Annotated in this window: 13 protein-coding genes; 4 read left to right on the forward strand and 9 right to left on the reverse strand. The window is 69.7% G+C overall.

The features are described 5' to 3' along the window. Positions 1 to 86: 86 nt before the first annotated feature. The 5 genes from ACYVF7_RS44360 to ppdK form a co-directional block, all read right to left on the reverse strand. The gene (locus tag ACYVF7_RS44360) at positions 87 to 1,661 is read right to left on the reverse strand and encodes a cellulose binding domain-containing protein (RefSeq protein ID WP_460351980.1); all 1,575 of its coding nucleotides are present in this window, start codon (positions 1,659 to 1,661) and stop codon (positions 87 to 89) included. Positions 1,662 to 1,946: 285 nt separating this feature from the next. Continuing rightward, positions 1,947 to 2,366, reverse strand: coding sequence for a PPOX class F420-dependent oxidoreductase (locus tag ACYVF7_RS44365; protein ID WP_460351981.1), 420 nt, complete (start codon positions 2,364 to 2,366; stop codon positions 1,947 to 1,949). Positions 2,367 to 2,465: 99 nt separating this feature from the next. Further along, positions 2,466 to 3,170, reverse strand: coding sequence for an Imm52 family immunity protein (locus tag ACYVF7_RS44370; protein WP_460351982.1), 705 nt, complete (start codon positions 3,168 to 3,170; stop codon positions 2,466 to 2,468). A 34-nt stretch (positions 3,171 to 3,204) separates the two neighbouring features. Then, the gene (locus ACYVF7_RS44375) at positions 3,205 to 4,218 is read right to left on the reverse strand and encodes a YdcF family protein (RefSeq protein WP_460351983.1); all 1,014 of its coding nucleotides are present in this window, start codon (positions 4,216 to 4,218) and stop codon (positions 3,205 to 3,207) included. A gap of 49 nt (positions 4,219 to 4,267) precedes the next feature. Next, positions 4,268 to 6,928, reverse strand: coding sequence for a pyruvate, phosphate dikinase (gene ppdK / locus ACYVF7_RS44380; RefSeq protein ID WP_460351984.1), 2,661 nt, complete (start codon positions 6,926 to 6,928; stop codon positions 4,268 to 4,270). Positions 6,929 to 7,156: 228 nt separating this feature from the next. Between ppdK and ACYVF7_RS44385 the strand changes: the two genes are divergently transcribed. After that, on the forward strand, positions 7,157 to 9,040 hold the full coding sequence (locus ACYVF7_RS44385; RefSeq protein WP_460351985.1) for a glycoside hydrolase family 15 protein: 1,884 nt from the start codon (positions 7,157 to 7,159) through the stop codon (positions 9,038 to 9,040). Between the two features lie 188 nt (positions 9,041 to 9,228). Here the strand turns inward: ACYVF7_RS44385 and secF are convergent, their stop codons facing one another. Further along, complete coding sequence (gene secF / locus ACYVF7_RS44390; protein ID WP_460351986.1) at positions 9,229 to 11,421, reverse strand: protein translocase subunit SecF; 2,193 nt, start codon at positions 11,419 to 11,421, stop codon at positions 9,229 to 9,231. Positions 11,422 to 11,670: 249 nt separating this feature from the next. Beyond that, positions 11,671 to 12,072, reverse strand: coding sequence for a hypothetical protein (locus ACYVF7_RS44395; protein WP_460351987.1), 402 nt, complete (start codon positions 12,070 to 12,072; stop codon positions 11,671 to 11,673). A gap of 279 nt (positions 12,073 to 12,351) precedes the next feature. On the opposite strand from ACYVF7_RS44395, the gene ACYVF7_RS44400 reads away from it, so the two are divergent. After that, on the forward strand, positions 12,352 to 12,612 hold the full coding sequence (locus tag ACYVF7_RS44400) for a hypothetical protein (protein WP_460351988.1): 261 nt from the start codon (positions 12,352 to 12,354) through the stop codon (positions 12,610 to 12,612). Positions 12,613 to 12,890: 278 nt separating this feature from the next. Here the strand turns inward: ACYVF7_RS44400 and ACYVF7_RS44405 are convergent, their stop codons facing one another. Both ACYVF7_RS44405 and ACYVF7_RS44410 read right to left on the reverse strand, forming a co-directional pair. Next, positions 12,891 to 14,984 (reverse strand): hypothetical protein, encoded by a 2,094-nt coding sequence (locus ACYVF7_RS44405; RefSeq protein WP_460351989.1) that lies wholly within the window; start codon positions 14,982 to 14,984, stop codon positions 12,891 to 12,893. Between the two features lie 175 nt (positions 14,985 to 15,159). Next, the gene (locus ACYVF7_RS44410) at positions 15,160 to 15,570 is read right to left on the reverse strand and encodes an ATP-binding protein (protein ID WP_460351990.1); all 411 of its coding nucleotides are present in this window, start codon (positions 15,568 to 15,570) and stop codon (positions 15,160 to 15,162) included. Between the two features lie 235 nt (positions 15,571 to 15,805). On the opposite strand from ACYVF7_RS44410, the gene ACYVF7_RS44415 reads away from it, so the two are divergent. Then, positions 15,806 to 16,627, forward strand: coding sequence for a helix-turn-helix domain-containing protein (locus ACYVF7_RS44415; protein WP_460351991.1), 822 nt, complete (start codon positions 15,806 to 15,808; stop codon positions 16,625 to 16,627). After that, positions 16,624 to 16,794: a DUF397 domain-containing protein gene (locus ACYVF7_RS44420; protein ID WP_460351992.1), complete on the forward strand. Its 171-nt coding sequence runs from the start codon at positions 16,624 to 16,626 to the stop codon at positions 16,792 to 16,794. Before ACYVF7_RS44415 ends, ACYVF7_RS44420 begins: the two co-directional genes overlap by 4 nt. Positions 16,795 to 16,829: the final 35 nt, after the last annotated feature.

A 16,829-nucleotide genomic window follows, 5' to 3' on the forward strand; every position in this document is an offset into this window, starting at 1 on the left:
GGGCGATGAGCCCCGGCGGCCGTTCCCGCCCGAGGCGGGAGGGGCGGGAACGGCCGAGGGGCTCTCCCTCCTCGATGGCCTCCGTGTCAGCCCGTGAACCCCTTGAAGATGTTGGTGAACTCGTACGTGCTCTGGCTGATGCCGCTGCAGGTCGGCGAGACGGAGCCGTTCGGGCAGCCGCCGTTGTCGCGGCCGACGGACCAGAAGCCGATGTACCCGACGTGGTTGCTCTGGGCGTAGCTCAGCACCTGGCGGGCGACCGCCTGGGTGGTGGTCGGGCCGGTGTCGTTCTTACCGATCATCGGGGTGAGGCCGAGCATCGCTTTGAGGTCGGCGTCGCTCTTACCGGTCCAGATCTGCTTCATCTGGCCGAGTGTCGCGTTCGCGGCCGAGATGATGGCGTCGCCCCACGATCCGGAGTACCCGAAGTCCATGAGCATCGGGTTGACGGTGACGTTGAGGCCACGGGAGGCGGCGTCCTGCAGGATCTGCACCGAGAACGGGTCGACGCCGTAGTCCTGGGCCTGCACCCGCAGCGTGTACGTGACGGCGGTCCCGCGTTCGCTCTGCAGCTGCTTGAGCGCGGTGTTGACCTGCGCGACCGGGATGGACGCCTCGACGTCCACGTCGATGTGGTTGCTGCCGACGGCATCGAGGGCCTTCTTGTACGCGGCGAGCAGCGCGGAGGAACTGCCGCAGGTGTTCTCCAGGTACGGCCCCATGGCGCCGCCGGTGGCCACGGTCACGTCGCCGCCGACGCTCTTGAGGTCGTTGACCTCTCCGATGACGCGGGAGTCGTTCAGGGAGATCGTGCCGCCCCAGGACGGGTTGCAGCCGGTGCTGTCCGCGAGCGCGAACGCCAGGGTGAAGTGCTTCTGGCCGGTCGCCGTCGCCACGTCCTTCAGCGTCGGGGTGGCCATCGTGATGTCGACGTACGGCGAGAACCTGCCGCCTCCGCCGCCACCCCCGCCGCTTCCGCTGTCGGTGGTGGCGCTGACCGAGGCGCTGAACGCCGAGGCGTTCCCGGCGGCGTCCTTGGCCCGCACCTTGAAGGAGTACGAGGTTGACGCGCTCAGCCCGGTCACCGTGGCGCTGGTTCCCGACACCGTCGTGGCCAGGGAGGAGCCCTGGTAGACGTCGTAGCCGGTGACGCCGACGTTGTCCGTGGACGCCGTCCAGGACAACGACACGCTCGATGAGGTGTGCCCGGTCACCGCCAGCCCGGTGGGCGTGCTCGGCGGCTGGGTGTCCGAGCCACCACCCCCACCACCGTCACAGGACGCGCCGTTGAGAGTGCAGCCGGTCGGCGTACCGCTGCCGGACACCACGAATCCGAACGTCGTCGACGCACCCGCCGCGACGGAAGCGTTGTAGTCCCGGTTCTTGAACGTGTAGTGCGAGCCCGACTGGGTCAACAGCGCGTCCCAGTACGTACCGACCGACGACCCCGAGGGCAGATCGAACGCCACCGACCACCCATTGATCGCCGACGAGCCATTGTTATTGATCGTGAACTGCGCCTGGTAGCCGCTCCCCCAGTCCGACGTCTTGGCGAACGTCGCGGTGAGCGTGCCGGCGGCCCGGGCGGGGCGGCCCGTGAGGGCGGTGAGGACGAGGAGACAGGCGGCGAGGATGGTCAGGGCACGTGGGCGAGCACGCACGGGTCCTCCTTGCGGGGCACCCGCGCACAGGCGCGGGCGGGGGTCGCGTCCGGCAGTAGGAACCCTGTCGCTGTCGTCGGGCGAGCCCCCGGGGCGTACGCCTGCGCCTTACGTGAAGCGGCAGTCGCTCCGAGTGGACCCGATGTGAACGACGGCCGTCAATACTCTTAAGAAAGTTTCTTGTTAGTTATGGAGCGGTTCTGGCGGACCGCTCGTCAGTGGCTAGACCAGGCCAGCGTCGACATGTCCGGAAAGCCTGATCGAGCGGTCCGAAATGCGGCTCCGTCAGCCGACGTTCCGGGCGAGCAGGTCCGGATGGTCGGGGTCGATGTGCCAGCTGTTGACCCGTCGCGGGTGGATGCGGATCACCTCGTTGCTGAAGAAGCCGGGCGCCAGGGGAGGTTCCTCGACGGCGAGCGTCTCGGCGCGGCCCCGGATCTCGACGCCCCGCCCCCAGCCGGGCCTGACCGCGCCCGGCTCGTCGGGCGTCATGTCGTCGACCACGAACGCGACCACGGGGTTGTTCTGGACATTGCGGTACTTCTGACTGGCGCTCAGGTTCGGGCCGCCGATGTCGATCGTGCCGTCGTCGTTCAGCCGGAAGCCGACCGGCCGTACCTGGACGGCGCCGTCGGGGGCGACGGTCGCCAGGCGGCCGAGGCTCTGCCCGGCCAGATATGCGCGTTCCCTGTCGGTGTAGACCATGACGCCGACGCTAGAACCTCGAGCGGAGTTGAGGTCAATCAGGAGTCGCCGCGCCGGCGGGTTGCCTCTCGTCGCGGTCCACCTCACCGAGGCGGGCGGTCACAGCATGGCCCGGTCCAGGGGGCGGGGCAGGAGGCTGAGCGCGCCGGTCTCCCGTAGCCGTACATACGTCTGGACCACGGTCCGCGTGTCACCCGGACGGGCGATGTCGAGCAGGACGCCACCGCCCCGCACCTCCTTGCGCGGTGCGGCCAAGTCGTCCGGCAGGAGGCTCGCGCGCGTCCGGGAGAGGTACCCGGCCCACCCCACGCACGGGTCGCCGACCTCATACCCCGCCTCGTCCTCCAGGGCGTCCAGCACGTCATCGTCCGTCACGTCACCGAAGTCGGGCTCCCAGACCTCGGCGACGGCGACGAGGAGTTCCGCGCCGGGAGGCTCGGCGTTCGCCGGTGAGCGGATACCGATCACCAGCGACTGGAGCAGGAACTCGGGGCTGCTGCCCGCCAGTCCGCTCGCCTCGACCTGCCAGCCGGGTGCGCCCTCGGCGACGAGTCGCAACGCGGTGCCATTGCCCTCCCACCAGTCGTCCCCGGCCTGGGCCGCCCACAGCGCAGCACGCAGGCGACGTTCGTCCGCCGACACCTGCGAAGCCGGGCCGGCCTCGCGGACCACGTGCCACATCCCGGGGAGGCCGGCTTCCGGAAGCAGCCGGACCAACTGATCCAGCGTCGCCTTCCAGCGCTCGGCCAGCGCCTCGACCGACTCCTGCCGAGGCCCCCAGAAGCCCCGCACCAGACGTCGCATCCTCCGCCTCCGTCGCTGAGAAGGAAGAGGTCGATCAGGAGTCGCCGCGATAGCGGCCGATGAAGACGTAGTACAGGTAGCCGCCGGTCTCACGGACGATGTAATTGAACTGGGTGTCGCGAGTGCCGACGGTCGGCCCGCTGCGGGTCGGCGAGGTGACCGCCTTGATGCCGTTGTCGTCGGCCATCGTCCGGCTGCGGAGCGCGTGCCAGGGGTCGGTGACGATAACGGCGGTGTGCCAGCCCTCCTGCTTGTACGCCTTCCCGACGTCGATCATGCTCTGCAGGGTGTCGCTACCGCTGCGCACGGCCACGATCCGGCCGCTCGGCACGCCGTGCTTGATGAGCCACTCCTTGCCGGTACCGGCCTCGGTGTAGTTGTCGCCGGGCTGCTTGCCGCCGACGGTCACGATGTGCGGCGCGACGCCTTCGCGGTACAGCTTCAGGGCGTGCAGCAGCCGCCATTCGAGGACGGCAGAGGGCTTTCCGTTGTACTGCGCCGCCCCCAGCACGATGATCGCGTCGGAGCGCCGGTGGTCGTCCTGCCGCGCCACCCACCAGACGCGGAACCCGGCGAACAGCGGCGTCCCGATGATCAGGATGAGCAGCAGGTAGAGGACCCGGCGCACCCACCGCCAGCCGGAGCGACGGCGCGGCACATCTCCCCCGCGGTCCCCCGCACGCCGGGCCGGGGGACGCTCGTACGGCTCGTCGTCGGTCGCGGGCCCGGTCGAGGGACGCCCGAGAACGCTCGTCTCGTACGCCTCGTCGTCGGCCGCCCGCCCGGTTGAGGGACGCCCGAGGACGCTCGTCTCGTCCGTACGGCCATCGGTCGAAGGGCGCTCGAGGACGCTCGTCTCGTTCTCTCGAGGGTCTTCGTCGTCGCCCGGCCGGCCGGGCAGGTCCTGACGCGTGGGGTCCGGCCGCCACTGCGGCAGGTCGCTGCGGGTACGCGCTGGCTCGGCCGGGACGCCGGACGCGTCCCGGCCGACCTCGACCGTCGGCTCGACGCCGTCAGACCGCTCGGTGATCGTTCCTCCGTCTCGCACGACCCGTTAGACGCCGTCGGCGGGTCGGTGGTTCTAAGGCGTGTCCGCCCTAGCGACTGTCGCTTCCTGCCGACTCTATAGCCGCCCGTCCAGCCTCGAGCCGCGCCACCGGGACGCGGAACGGGGAGCAGGACACGTAGTCCAGGCCGACCTGGTGGAAGAAGTGCACCGAGTCCGGGTCGCCGCCGTGTTCGCCGCAGATGCCCAGCTTGAGGTCGGGACGGGTCTTGCGGCCCTTCTCCGCGGCGACGCGGACGAGGCGCCCGACGCCGTCGACGTCGAGGGTCTCGAACGGGGAGACGCCGAAGATGCCCAGTTCCAGGTAGCGGCTGAAGAACGCCGCCTCGACGTCGTCGCGTGAGAATCCCCACGTCGTCTGGGTGAGGTCGTTGGTGCCGAAGGAGAAGAACTCCGCCGCCTCCGCGATCTGCCCGGCCGTGAGCGCGGCGCGCGGCAGCTCGATCATGGTGCCGATCGGCGCCTCGACGCCGATCTCCCGCAGCACCTCCTCGGCCTGGTCCCGGATGAGCTCGAGCTCCTGGACGGCGACGACCAGCGGAATCATGATCTCGGGGTGCGGGTCGCGGCCGGCGGCCTTCTGCTCCGCGGCCGCCTCGGCGATCGCGCTGACCTGCATGGCGAACAGGCCGGGGATGACGACCCCGAGCCGTACGCCGCGCAGGCCGAGCATCGGGTTCTCCTCGTGGAGCCGGCGTACGGCGTCGAGGAGCCGGCTCTCGTCTTCGGACGCCTCGCCGGTGGCCACCTTGACCGACAGCTCGGTCAGGTCGGGCAGGAACTCGTGCAACGGCGGGTCGATCAGCCGGATCGTGACCGGCTGCCCGTCCATGGCCTCGAAGATCTCGGCGAAGTCCTGCTTCTGCAGCGGCTTGAGCGCGTCGAGGGCGGACTGCCGGTCCTCTTCGCTCTCGGCGAGGATGAGGTCCTCGACGAGCCGCCGCCGGTCGCCGAGGAACATGTGCTCGGTACGGCAGAGGCCGATGCCCTTCGCGCCGAACCGGCGGGCCCGCGCGGCGTCGGCCTCGGTGTCGGCGTTGGCCCGTACGTCGAGGCGGCGGCGCGCGTCGGCGTGGGTCATGATCCGGTGGACGGCCGCGACCAGTTCGTCGCCGTCGTCCAGCGACAGCGTGCCCTCGAAGTACTGCACGACCGGGGAGTCGACGACGGGGACCTCGCCGAGGTAGACCGCGCCGGACGACCCGTCGATCGAGAGGACGTCGGCCTCGGAGATCGTCACGCCGCCGGGCCCGATCACCTTCCCGGCCCGTACGTCGACCTCGAGCTCTTCCGCGCCGCAGACGCAGGTCTTGCCCATGCCCCGGGCGACGACGGCGGCGTGCGAGGTCTTCCCGCCCCGAGAGGTCAGGATGCCGCGGGCGGCGATCATGCCGTCGAGGTCATCCGGGTTGGTCTCGCGGCGGATGAGGATGACGTCCTCGCCCTGCTCGGCGAGTTCGACGGCGCGCGCGGAGGAGAAGACGGCCTTGCCGACCGCCGCGCCGGGCGAGGCGTTCATGCCCTGAGCGATCTTCTCGGTCTTCGCGTCGTCGGCGAACCGGGGGAACATCAGCTGGACGAGCTGTTCGCCGGTGACCCGGCTGACCGCCTCGTCCTCGTCGATGAGGCCCTGCTCGACGAGCTGGCACGCGATGCGGAACGCCGCCGCGGCGGTGCGCTTGCCGACGCGGGTCTGCAGCATCCACAGCTTGCCGCGCTCGATCGTGAACTCGATGTCGCACAGGTCGCGGTAGTGGTTCTCCAGCGTCTCCATGATCTGCAGGAGCTCGTCGTAGGAGCGCTTGTCGATGCCCTCCAGGTCCGCCAGCGGCACGGTGTTGCGGATGCCGGCGACGACGTCCTCGCCCTGGGCGTTCTGGAGGTAGTCGCCGTAGATGCCCTGCTGGCCGCTGGCCGGGTCGCGGGTGAAGGCGACGCCGGTGCCGGAGTCCATGCCCAGGTTGCCGAAGACCATCGCGACGATGTTGACCGCGGTGCCCAGGTCGGCGGGGATGCGCTCCTGGCGGCGGTACAGGATGGCGCGGGGGGCGTTCCAGGACTCGAACACCGCCTTGACCGCCAGGTCCATCTGCTCGCGCGGGTCGGTCGGGAAGTCGCGGTCGGCGTGCTCGCGGACGATGCCCTTGAACGTCTGTACGAGGCCCTTGAAGTCGGCGGCGTCCAGGTCGAGGTCATCGTGGATGCCCTTGGCGCGCTTGGCGTCCTCGAGCGCCTCCTCGAAGTGTTCGCCGTCGATGCCGAGCACCGTCTTGCCGAACATCTGGATGAGCCGCCGGTAGGAGTCCCAGGCGAAACGCTCGTCGCCGGCCCGCTCGGCCAGACCGTGCACGGACTCGTCGTTGAGGCCGACGTTGAGGACGGTCTCCATCATCCCGGGCATGGAGAACTTCGCGCCGGACCGTACGCTCACGAGCAGCGGGTCGTCGGCCTGGCCCAGGCGCTTGCCCATCTTCTGTTCGAGCGCCGCGAGGTAGCGGCCGATCTCGTCGTCCAGCCCGTCCGGAACGGCTCCGTGCTCAAGGTAGTGCCGGCACGCGTCAGTGGTGATCGTGAATCCCGGCGGGACGGGAAGACCGAGATTGGTCATCTCGGCCAGGTTCGCGCCCTTGCCCCCCAGCAGATCCTTCAGGTCCTTGTTGCCCTCGGTGAAGTCGAACACGTACTTCGGCATGGGACGCTCTTTTCTCCTCCGGTCCACGCTGAATGCGGCGATGCTACCCAGCTCTCGGTGAAACGATCGTCACTGTCAGCGTCCGTCGGCATTTGCGCAGGTCAGCACGCCTATAGTGGTCTATTCCAATACCGACATTCCCCCCATTCCGCCCAATAGCCCTCGGGGGACCGGCGTCTCGGCCGTCATGATGTGCGTACGCCCTCGCGGCTGGGGGATGATGTGCCGATGAGGCCGGTGACCAATCCTGGGGCGGGTGAGGCGTTCGCCCCCATAGCCGAATACGGGTTCTTGTCCGACACGGAGACCACCGCACTGGTGGCCCCGAGCGGCAACATCGAGTGGATGTGCCTGCCGCGTATGGACTCCCCCAGCGTGTTCGGCTCGCTACTCGATCGTGACGCGGGCTACTTCCGGGTCGGGCCCGCCGGCGTCGAGGTGCCCGCGGCACGCCGCTACATCCCCGGCACGATGGTGCTGGAGACGACCTGGTGGACCCCCGGGGGCTGGCTCGTCGTCCTCGACGGCTTCCTGATGGGGCCGTGGCACCACGAGGACCAGCGGTCGCACACCCATCGCCGCGCCCCGACCGACTACGACGCCGACCACGTGCTGCTGCGGATGGTCCGCTGCGTGAACGGCCAGTCGCAGGTGCGCCTCGACTGCATGCCGATCTTCGACTATGGCAAGGACGCCGCCCGGTGGGAGCACACGGGCGCGGGATACCACGAGGCGGTGGCGCGGGGCAACGGCCTGGAGCTGCGGCTCACCAGCGACCTGAACATCGGGTTCGAGGGCTCCCTCGCGACCGCCCGTACGCTCCTCAAAGAGGGCGAGACCCGGTTCGTCGCGCTGTCGTGGAGCGAGCACCAGCCGCCGCAGTCGTACGAAGAGGCGCACGAGCGGCTGACGTGGACCGTCCACCACTGGCAGCACTGGCTGGACCGCGGCCGGTTCCCCGACCACCCCTGGCGGGCGCACCTGCAGCGCAGCGCGCTCACGCTCAAGGGCCTGACGTACGCGCCGACGGGCGCGGTCGCGGCGGCGGCGACCACCTCCCTGCCCGAGACCCCGGGCGGCGACCGCAACTGGGACTACCGCTACACCTGGATCCGCGACTCGACGATGGCCCTGTGGGCCTTCTACACGCTCGGGTTCGACTGGGAGGCCAACGACTTCTTCCACTTCATCACCGACATGGCCGAGGCCGCCGACGGGCACCTGCAGATCATGTACGGCATCGACGGCCGCGCCAAGCTGGAGGAGGCCACGCTCGACCACCTCCACGGCTACGACGGGGCGCGTCCCGTGCGCATCGGCAACGGCGCGTACGTCCAGGAACAGCACGACGTCTGGGGCGCGATCATCGGCTCCATCTACCTGTACGTCCGCAAGCGCGACCGCTTGGACGACCGGCTCTGGACGATAATCGTCAAGCAGGTCGAGGCCGCCCTGGCCAACTGGCACAAGCCCGACCGCGGCATGTGGGAGGTGCGCGGCGAGCCGCAGCACTTCACCTCGTCCAAGCTCTTCTGCTGGCTCGCCGCCCACCGCGGCGCCCAGCTCGCCACCGTCCGCGGCGACGGCGAGCGGGCGGAGCGCTGGCAGCGCGCCGCCGACGAGATGCACGCCGACATCCTGGAGAACGCCGTCGACGAGCGCGGCGTCTTCGTCCAGCACTACGGCACGAAGGCACTCGACGCGTCCGTGCTGCTCATCCCGATGCTCGGCTTCCTGCCACCGGACGACAAGCGGGTCCGCGAGACGGTGTTCGCGATCGCCGACGAGCTCACCCAGGACGACCTCGTCCTCCGCTACCGCGCCACGGAGACGGACGACGGGTTCGACTCCGAGGAGGGCACCTTCACGATCTGCTCGTTCTGGCTGGTCTCGTCACTCGTGCTCATCGGCGAAGTGGACCGTGCCAAAGCGCTGTGCGAGAAGCTGCTGTCGTACGCCAGCCCCCTGCAGCTGTACGCCGAGGAGATCGACGCCCACAGCGGCCGCCACCTGGGCAACTTCCCGCAGGCGTTCACGCACCTCGCCCTGATCAACGCGGCGATGCACGTGATCCGCGCCGAACAGGCGCAGCGCGAAGTCCCGATGATCTGACCGGGCCTGGTCGGCGAGTGCCGAATTTTCGAACATAACAGACGCAGCAAAGAACGAGAAAGGCCTCAGTTGCGGCCATAAGCGGGCATTGACCGCATAGAACCGCGAATCCTACGGTCGGGGTCCGGCCCCGCCAGGCCCCGGCGGCTCGGTCTCCGGTTCACCCGGAGACCGAGCCGCCCATTGGATCAAGCAGACGCTTCCGATCGGCGCTTCGAGCTCCGCGTGCGGCCCTCCAGGACGAGCGCCGTCGGGGTCGCCGTGAAGACGCTCGACCAGGTGCCCACGAGGATCCCGGCCAGCAGCGCCACCGCGAAGTCGGTGAGCGAATCACCGCCGAGCAGGGCCAGCGCGGCCAGGATGAAGAGCGCGCCCATGCCGGTGTTGACCGTACGCGGCACGGTCTGCAGGGCCGCGCGGTTCGCCGACCGGGCGAGCGGCTCCTTCGGATCGGACCGCCACAGCTCCCGGATGCGGTCGTAGACCACCACGGAGTCGTTCACGGAGTAGCCGATGATCGTGAGCAGCGCCGCGAGGAACACCCCGTCGACGGGCCGGCCCGTCCAGGCGAACAGCCCGGTCACGATGACGACGTCGTGCAGCATCGCCAGCACCGCCCCCGCGCCGAACGTCCACCGGAACCGTACCGCCAGGTAGATCAGCTGCCCGCCCAGTGCGGCGCCCAGCGCGATCACCGCCTTCTTCCGCAGCTCACTGCCGAGGCTCGGCCCGACCCGCTCGTCACGCTGCTTGGTGACGACGCCTCCGTGGCGCTGGACGGCCTCCTGAATCCGGTGTTCCTGGTCATCGGTGAGGTTGCCGGTGCGCACCGAGATGCCGTTCTTCCCGGACTCCTGGACGACGGCGTGCGGGAACCCCGCCCCGGAGACGGCGCGGCGGGCGGTGTCCGCGTCGACGGTCCTGCTCGTGGAGTACTCGACGATGCGGCCGCCGGTGAACTCCACCCCCAGGTTCAGGCCGCGTACGACAATCCCGGTCACCGCCAGGGCGACGGCGACGCCGGAGACGGACAGCCACAGACGCCGCCTCCGCATCAGGTCCGGATCACGCCGCTCGATCCAGCGCCGGACCCGCCCGGTGCCGGCCAGCCCCGTCACGGACGGCCGCGCCATCACCGCCCGCCGGCCGGTCGCCCACTCGGCGAGCACCCGGGTCACCAGGAGCGCCGACACGAACGAGGCGAGCACCCCGATCGACAGCGTGATGCCGAACCCGCGGACCGGCCCCGAGGACAGGAAGAACAGCAGGCCCGCGGCGAGCAGCGTGGTCATGTTCGAATCCGCGATCGCCGACCAGGCGTTCCGGAAGCCCCGGACCAGCGCCGCCCGTACACCCCGGCGCGGCATCGCCGCCTGCTCCTCGCGCGCCCGCTCGAAGACCAGGACGTTCGCGTCGATCGCCATGCCGATGGCCAGCACGAACCCGGCCAGCCCCGGCAGGGTGAGCGTGGCGCCCATGGCGCTCAGCGCGGCATAGGAGATCAGCGCGTACGCGGCGAGGCCCACCGCGGCGATCAGGCCCACCAGGCGATAGACCCAGATCACGAAGAGCGCCGTGAGGACGACCCCGATGACCGCGGCCCGGGCGCTCGCGTCGATCGCCTCGGCGCCGAGCGTCGGCCCGACCGTACGCTGCTCGATGACGTCGACCGGCACCGGCAGAGCGCCACCCTGGATCAGCGCGGCCAGGTCCTTGGCTTCCTTCTCCCCGAACTCCCCGGTGATCTGGGTGGTTCCGCCGGGGATGCCGGTGCCGCAGCGTACGCTCGGATCCACCTGCGGCGACGAGATCACCTTGTCGTCGAGGAGAATGGCGATCCGGCGCGCCGGATCGCCCGGCAGCGCACAGGCCGCCTTCGCGGTCAGCCGCTGCCACGCCGCGTCATGCCGGAAACCGACCGTGACGAACCAGCCGCGCAGGTTCTGCGGGTCGAACCCCGCCTGGGCTTTGCCGACGTCCTTGCCTGCCAGCGTGGCCCACCCGACGTTCAGCGGCCGGCCCTTCTCGTCGAGCATGGCGCGCCCGCCGGTGTCCGCCACGGAGTGGAACGACAACTGCGCCGTACGGCGGATGACCCCAAGGGCCTGCCGGGAGTCCTGAACTCCGGGGAGTTCGACGATGATGCGCTTGTCGCCGGAGCGGGTGAGCCCCGTCTCCGAGACGCCGAGAGCGTCGATCCGCTTGCGCAACACCTCCACGGTGCGGTCGGTGGCCCCCCGATCGGCCTTCGCGTACGGGGAGTCGTGGGTCTGCAGCACGATCTGGGTGCCCCCGCGCAGGTCCAGGCCCAGGCGCGGAGAGGTGGTCAGGGTGATGAACAGTGAGGCGGCGATCACGGCGAACGCCAGTAGCGCTCGCACCGCCGTGGCACGAGAAATGAGATGCCTCCATACGGACCGGCCCGGAACCCGGGCCTACGGGTGAACCCCGCCACGCACGTCAGGCGCGACCGCCGGGACCTTGGAGCCGCGGAAGTCATCGTGGTCTCAGCAACGGCAATCCACGGCGCAACGGCGCTGCCCGATCCGCTAGAGACCAAAGGCGGCTGAGGTCAGAGGTGCGCGCGCCGGTGGCGGGTCCCGCGACGCGTCATGCGTGGCGGGTGATTGTCAGAAACCCGTGATGGAAGGCGGCCCACGGCCGCGCGGAGTGAGCGGCGACGCCTGGCGCGGTGCGGCCGGAAGGTCGGCGACCATCCCGAGCCGACGCCAGGACGTGCCGGTCGCCGTACGACCGGGCACGACGGCGACCGCGCCCGATGCGGCGTGCGGTGAAGACGGCGCCGAGGCGCCCACTGCGGCCCAGGTACGGAGCGCGCTGTGCTTCGTCGCCAGGCCGACGGCGCTCGACACGGTCGCCGCCGTGCCATAGGCCGACGCCGACACCGCCGACAGGGACCTGGCCGACCCGGCGTACGCCGACGCCGTACCGGCCCCGGTGGGAACCGCGAACCCGATGACCCCGAGCAGCAGAGCCAGGACCCGGAGGCCACGGATTACGCGCTTGTTCACGCCCGTCCCTCCGCCGCTGATGATCTCCCCGCGCCCACCGTAACCGATGACCGTCCCGGAGACATCCCTTCCGGTGGTCCCGGACGCAGCGGTGCCGTTCACGCGACCGCCCAGCCGGAAACTGCGATTGGTAGCGGTCATGGGCAGAACCCCGGGCGATCTTGTTCTGCCCCACAGGGCATAATGCTTCGCATGGCGACCTGAAGAGCACCATCCCACCGGCAGCGCTGGCGCAAAGTCTGCACCTTCGACACACTGCTCGACGATGGCGGCCACCGAATGTGCGCGACCTGCCGCAGCCCGGTCCGCTCGTACCAGTACCGCTACTACCCCGCCACCTCCGACTCGTACGAACGATGCGTCGGGTTCGCCTGGTGCCCAGGGTGCAGCGTCTTCACCGGCACGATGGTCCACGTGCCCCGCAAGAGGGTGCTCAAGGACGCCCTCATCGGGCTCCCTCCGGGCGAGCGGAACCGGCTCAAGCGCAACGAGGCCGATCTGATCGAATACCTGGACGGCCACGCCGAAAGTGCCGACTAGAGCTGGTCGTCGATGGCCCGGATTCGCTCGCGAGAGGTGGTCGGTCGGTGAACTGGCCGGCTGCCTTGCGCAACAGCGGATGCTCGACCTGATCCAGCGGCACTCGAGCCGCCCGGACCGGCAATTCCAGATCCTGACGCAGGCATCGCAACGTCGGGCGCACGCCCATACCGCTACTCGCCCCAGTCGCCGACGCCGCCAAGCTGTTCGATCCGCTCTGGCGACAGGCCGGTCAACTTCGGAGCCGTGGTACCTAAGTACCTAAGGTCAGACATGACTTAATCGCGTTTGAGGATGCCGGTCAGCCCGGCGACCACGGCGGTGGTGAGGAGCCATCCGGCCGCCGTGAGCGCCCAGGACCAGTACATGGCGGCACCGTGAGCCTGCCAGGCCTTCTGCTGGCCCAGGTCCACGATCGGCAGCAGCACGTCGAGGGTGTAGCCGAACGCGTTGAAGCCCGGGCCGTGCGCGTCGGCGCGGGTCAGCTCGTGCGGATAGGCGTCCGTGAAGATCCAGGTGCCGAGAGCGAGCAGGCCGGCCAGCCAGACGGCGGCCAGCCAGGTGCGGTAGCCGTAGCCGACGGTCAGGTACAGCAGCCAGTTGGCCAGCTTCCCGGAGGGACCCAGAACTTGGCGGCGTCGCCACTGCTTGGCGAGCGCCACCTGCCGGGCGGCGTCCTCGCGGCCGGCGCTGCGGTACGCGGCGGCGAGCTGGTCGTAGATGTGCGGGACGTAACCGCCGGGATGACGGGTCAGCCAGCGGAGGCGGGCCCGTACGTCGATCTTGTCGTTCGCGAGCGCGTTGTAGACGAATCCGTGCAGTCGCACGGTGGTGGGCCAGGTTCGTTCGTCGTCCTCGAAGATGCCGACCTGGGCGTTGGTGAGGTTCACGACGCCGTCCGGCCGTCGGCTTGGCAGCAGCAACAGCGCCGTGGCCCGGCCGCCCTCCAGGTCCAGCGCCTGCCCGCCCGGGGCGGAGAGCACGGAGCCGGCCAGGTGGAGCAGGCCGCCGATGCGGGCGCCGGACAGCTGAATCTCTCCTTCGGCGGTGAAGCCGCGGCGCAGGTACAGGTCGTTCTCGACGGTGAGCCGGAAGGCGCACAGGGCCCGGCCGCCCGGGTTTTCGATCGTGGCCCCTTCCAGGGAGAACACCTCACCGATACGAGCGTTGAGCATCCGGATCTCGCCCTGCGCGGTGAACCCGTTCTGACAGGACATGCCCCGCTCGACGGTGAGTGAGTCGGCGAGCAGCGCGACGCCTCCGGGATTCGTGAGCCGCGCGCCGTCGAAGGTCAGCTGTCCGCCGACGCGAGCGCCGGTGAGCTGCACTTCTCCTTCGGCGACGAACGTCTCGTCACAGTCGACGCTCTGGTCGACGGTGACCCGGTCGAGCCGGAGCGCGCAGCCACCGGGGTTGGTGAGAGCCGCCCCGGTCAGTGACAACCAGCCCCCGATACGAGCGCCGACCAGCCGGATCTCCCCCTCGACGGTGAACCCGTCCCGGCCGTCCAGGTTCTGCTTGACGGTCAGGCCGTCGGCCATCAGGGCGTCGCCTCCCGGATTGGACAGCCGGGCGCCGATGAAGGACAACCGGCCGAGGTGCGCTCCGGGCAGGCGCACCTCACCTTCGGCGGCGAAACCGTTCCGGCAGGTCATGTTCTGCTCGACGGTGAGGCCGTCACCGGTCAGCGCCCGCCCGCCAGGGTTCGACAGCCGGGCACCGACGAAGGACAACCGGCCACCGATCCGCGCGCCGGGCATGTGGATCTCGCCGACGGCCGTGAACCCGTCCCGGCACCACATGCTCTCGGTGACGGTGAGCGTCTCCGCCCGCAGCGCATAGTCACCGGGACCGGTGAGGCGGGCCGTCTTCAACGAAAGGCTCCCACCGATGCGAGCCCCGCCCAGGGTGACGGCCCCTTCGGAGACGAGGCCGTCGAGGTTGAGATCGCCGACTGTGCGCAGCTGGTCCGCGGTCAGCCCCGGCAGATGGCAGCCGGGCAGGCGAATGGCCGGTGCGGACGCCTCCCGCAGATTGACCTTCTGCTCGAAACGGCAGTCGGCCAGCGAGAGCGGGCAGACCAGTTCGACCGCCTCGAGGTCGAGTTCGCCGGTGATGCGCGCTCCGCGAAGCTTCACCGCCCGCAGCCGGCCGCCGTCCGGTGTCCGTAGTCCGGTGAGCAGGTCGATCAGCACCCCGGCCCGTACGGTCCGCTCGGCTCCCCACGCCGCCGCGTTCGCGGGATCGTCGTACTGGGCGTCACCGGTTCGTAGGTCGACGAGTGTTCCGGTGGCGGCGGCGCGCACGAGTTGTCGTTCGGCGGTGTCCGGCTCCTCGCTGCCGGCCTGTGGATCGACGTACGGCGTGGTCATCGCGGCGGTGCTCCCGGGGGACTCGGCTGGTCGAAGTGTCCGCGCCCGGCGGGGCGGCGGTCCGGAGAACCGCGCGCACTCGAACACCGCCGATCCGCGGCATGCGACGCGAACGCCGGAGATCGTTCAGCAATCCCGACCAGCCGTCAAGAATGGAGAAGGGCCGAGGGAGCCGTCAGGTCCCGATCTCGTACGGCGGCGTGGCCGCTCCGGCGGATTCGTCGCAGCCACCGACGATGGCCCACACCGTCTTGCCGCCCTGTTCGTCGAGCTTCCAGCCCCAGTCCTTCGAGCAGGCCGCCACGAGGAGCAGGCCTCGTCCGTCCACCCGGTCGAGGGCGGGCGACCGTCGGTCGGGCGAGGCCTCGCTGTTGTCCCTGACCTCGATCAGGACGGCCTCGCCCTGGCGGGAGAGAGCGATGCTGAAGACGTCGCCGAGCTTCATGGCGTTCGTGACGAGTTCGGCGGCGATGAGCAGGGCGTTGTCGGCGGCCTCCGGGATGTTCCAGTCGGCCAGCGCGAGCCTGGTCAGGACGCGAGCCTGCTCGGCGGCTATCGGATGCGGCGGAAGAGGAAGCCGGTACACCTCAGGCTTCCGCCCCGTCTCTCCGTCTTCCCCTTCGACGCTTGGTATCGCTGACACTCCGCAGCCCTCCTCGATCCCGGTCCTCACGGTGAGAGCCGCTCGATGGCCGTTCACCGAATCGCGTGACCAGACTCACACGCTCGGTTACGCTTTGCGACGAACCGCTCTACACCGCGGCACTACCCGACGACCGATCGACCCGACCTGGACGCGGTTTACCCCCCGGAGGCCCGCCATGGTGGCACGACGCGACCCGTACGAATCCCCCGCCATCCGAGCGTTCGCCGCGGAGCTGGAGGTCTGGCGCCGCATCGCAGGCCTGTCAAAGGCCGAACTCGCCGAGGCGCTCGGATACACACCACAACTGATCGGCCAGCTCGAAGCCGGCAAGAACATCCCCTCGAAGAAGTTCGCCGAGGACACCGATACGTACTTCGACACCAACGGCGTCTTCGTACGCCTATGGAAACTGATCAACGACACCCGCCACCTCGCCGCCCTGCCCCCGGGGTTCTCCGACTACGTCGCCCGGGAGGGCGAGGCATCGAGGATGTACTTCTTCGAGCCCAGCGTGGTCAAGGGCCTCTTTCAAACCCCGGGATATGCCTACGAGGTGCTGAAATCCGGCCGTTCCGAGGACGAGATCGAGCAGCTCGTCGCCAAGCGCATGGAGCGTCAGGAGATCCTGCGCCGACCGGGACCGCCGCGCATCGTCGCCATCTTCGACGAGGGGGTCGTTCGCCGCATGATCGGCGGCCCGCGGGTCATGCGAGAGCAGATCGGCCGCCTCATCGAAGAGGCGAGTCGGCCCCACGTCACCCTGCAGATCGTCCCAAGCAGCACGGGCGCCTACGCCGGGCTGCCTGGAGCCTTCACCATCCTGGGCTTCGACGACGCCCCCGACCTCGTCTACACCGAAGGCCACGTGGGCGGTCAGGTCATCGCTGACCCGCAGACGGTCCGTGAGTACGCGCTACGCTACGACCTGATCAGGGGCGCGGCGATCTCTGCCGACGATTCCCTGAAACTGCTGCACGAGGTATTGGAGAGCCTATGAGCGCACCAAGCCCGTCAACCTCCCCATGGCGCAAGAGCAGCCGTAGCACCGACACTGGCGGCGACTGCGTCGAAATCGCCGTCTGGCGGAAGAGCAGCCGTAGTGGCCACACCGGCGGCGACTGCGTAGAGATCGTGGTTCTAGGTTCCGCGACCTGCCTCCACTAACCCGAACCACCAAGACGACGAGCCCCTGTCCCTTG

Source organism: Actinoallomurus acanthiterrae, assembly GCF_054775715.1.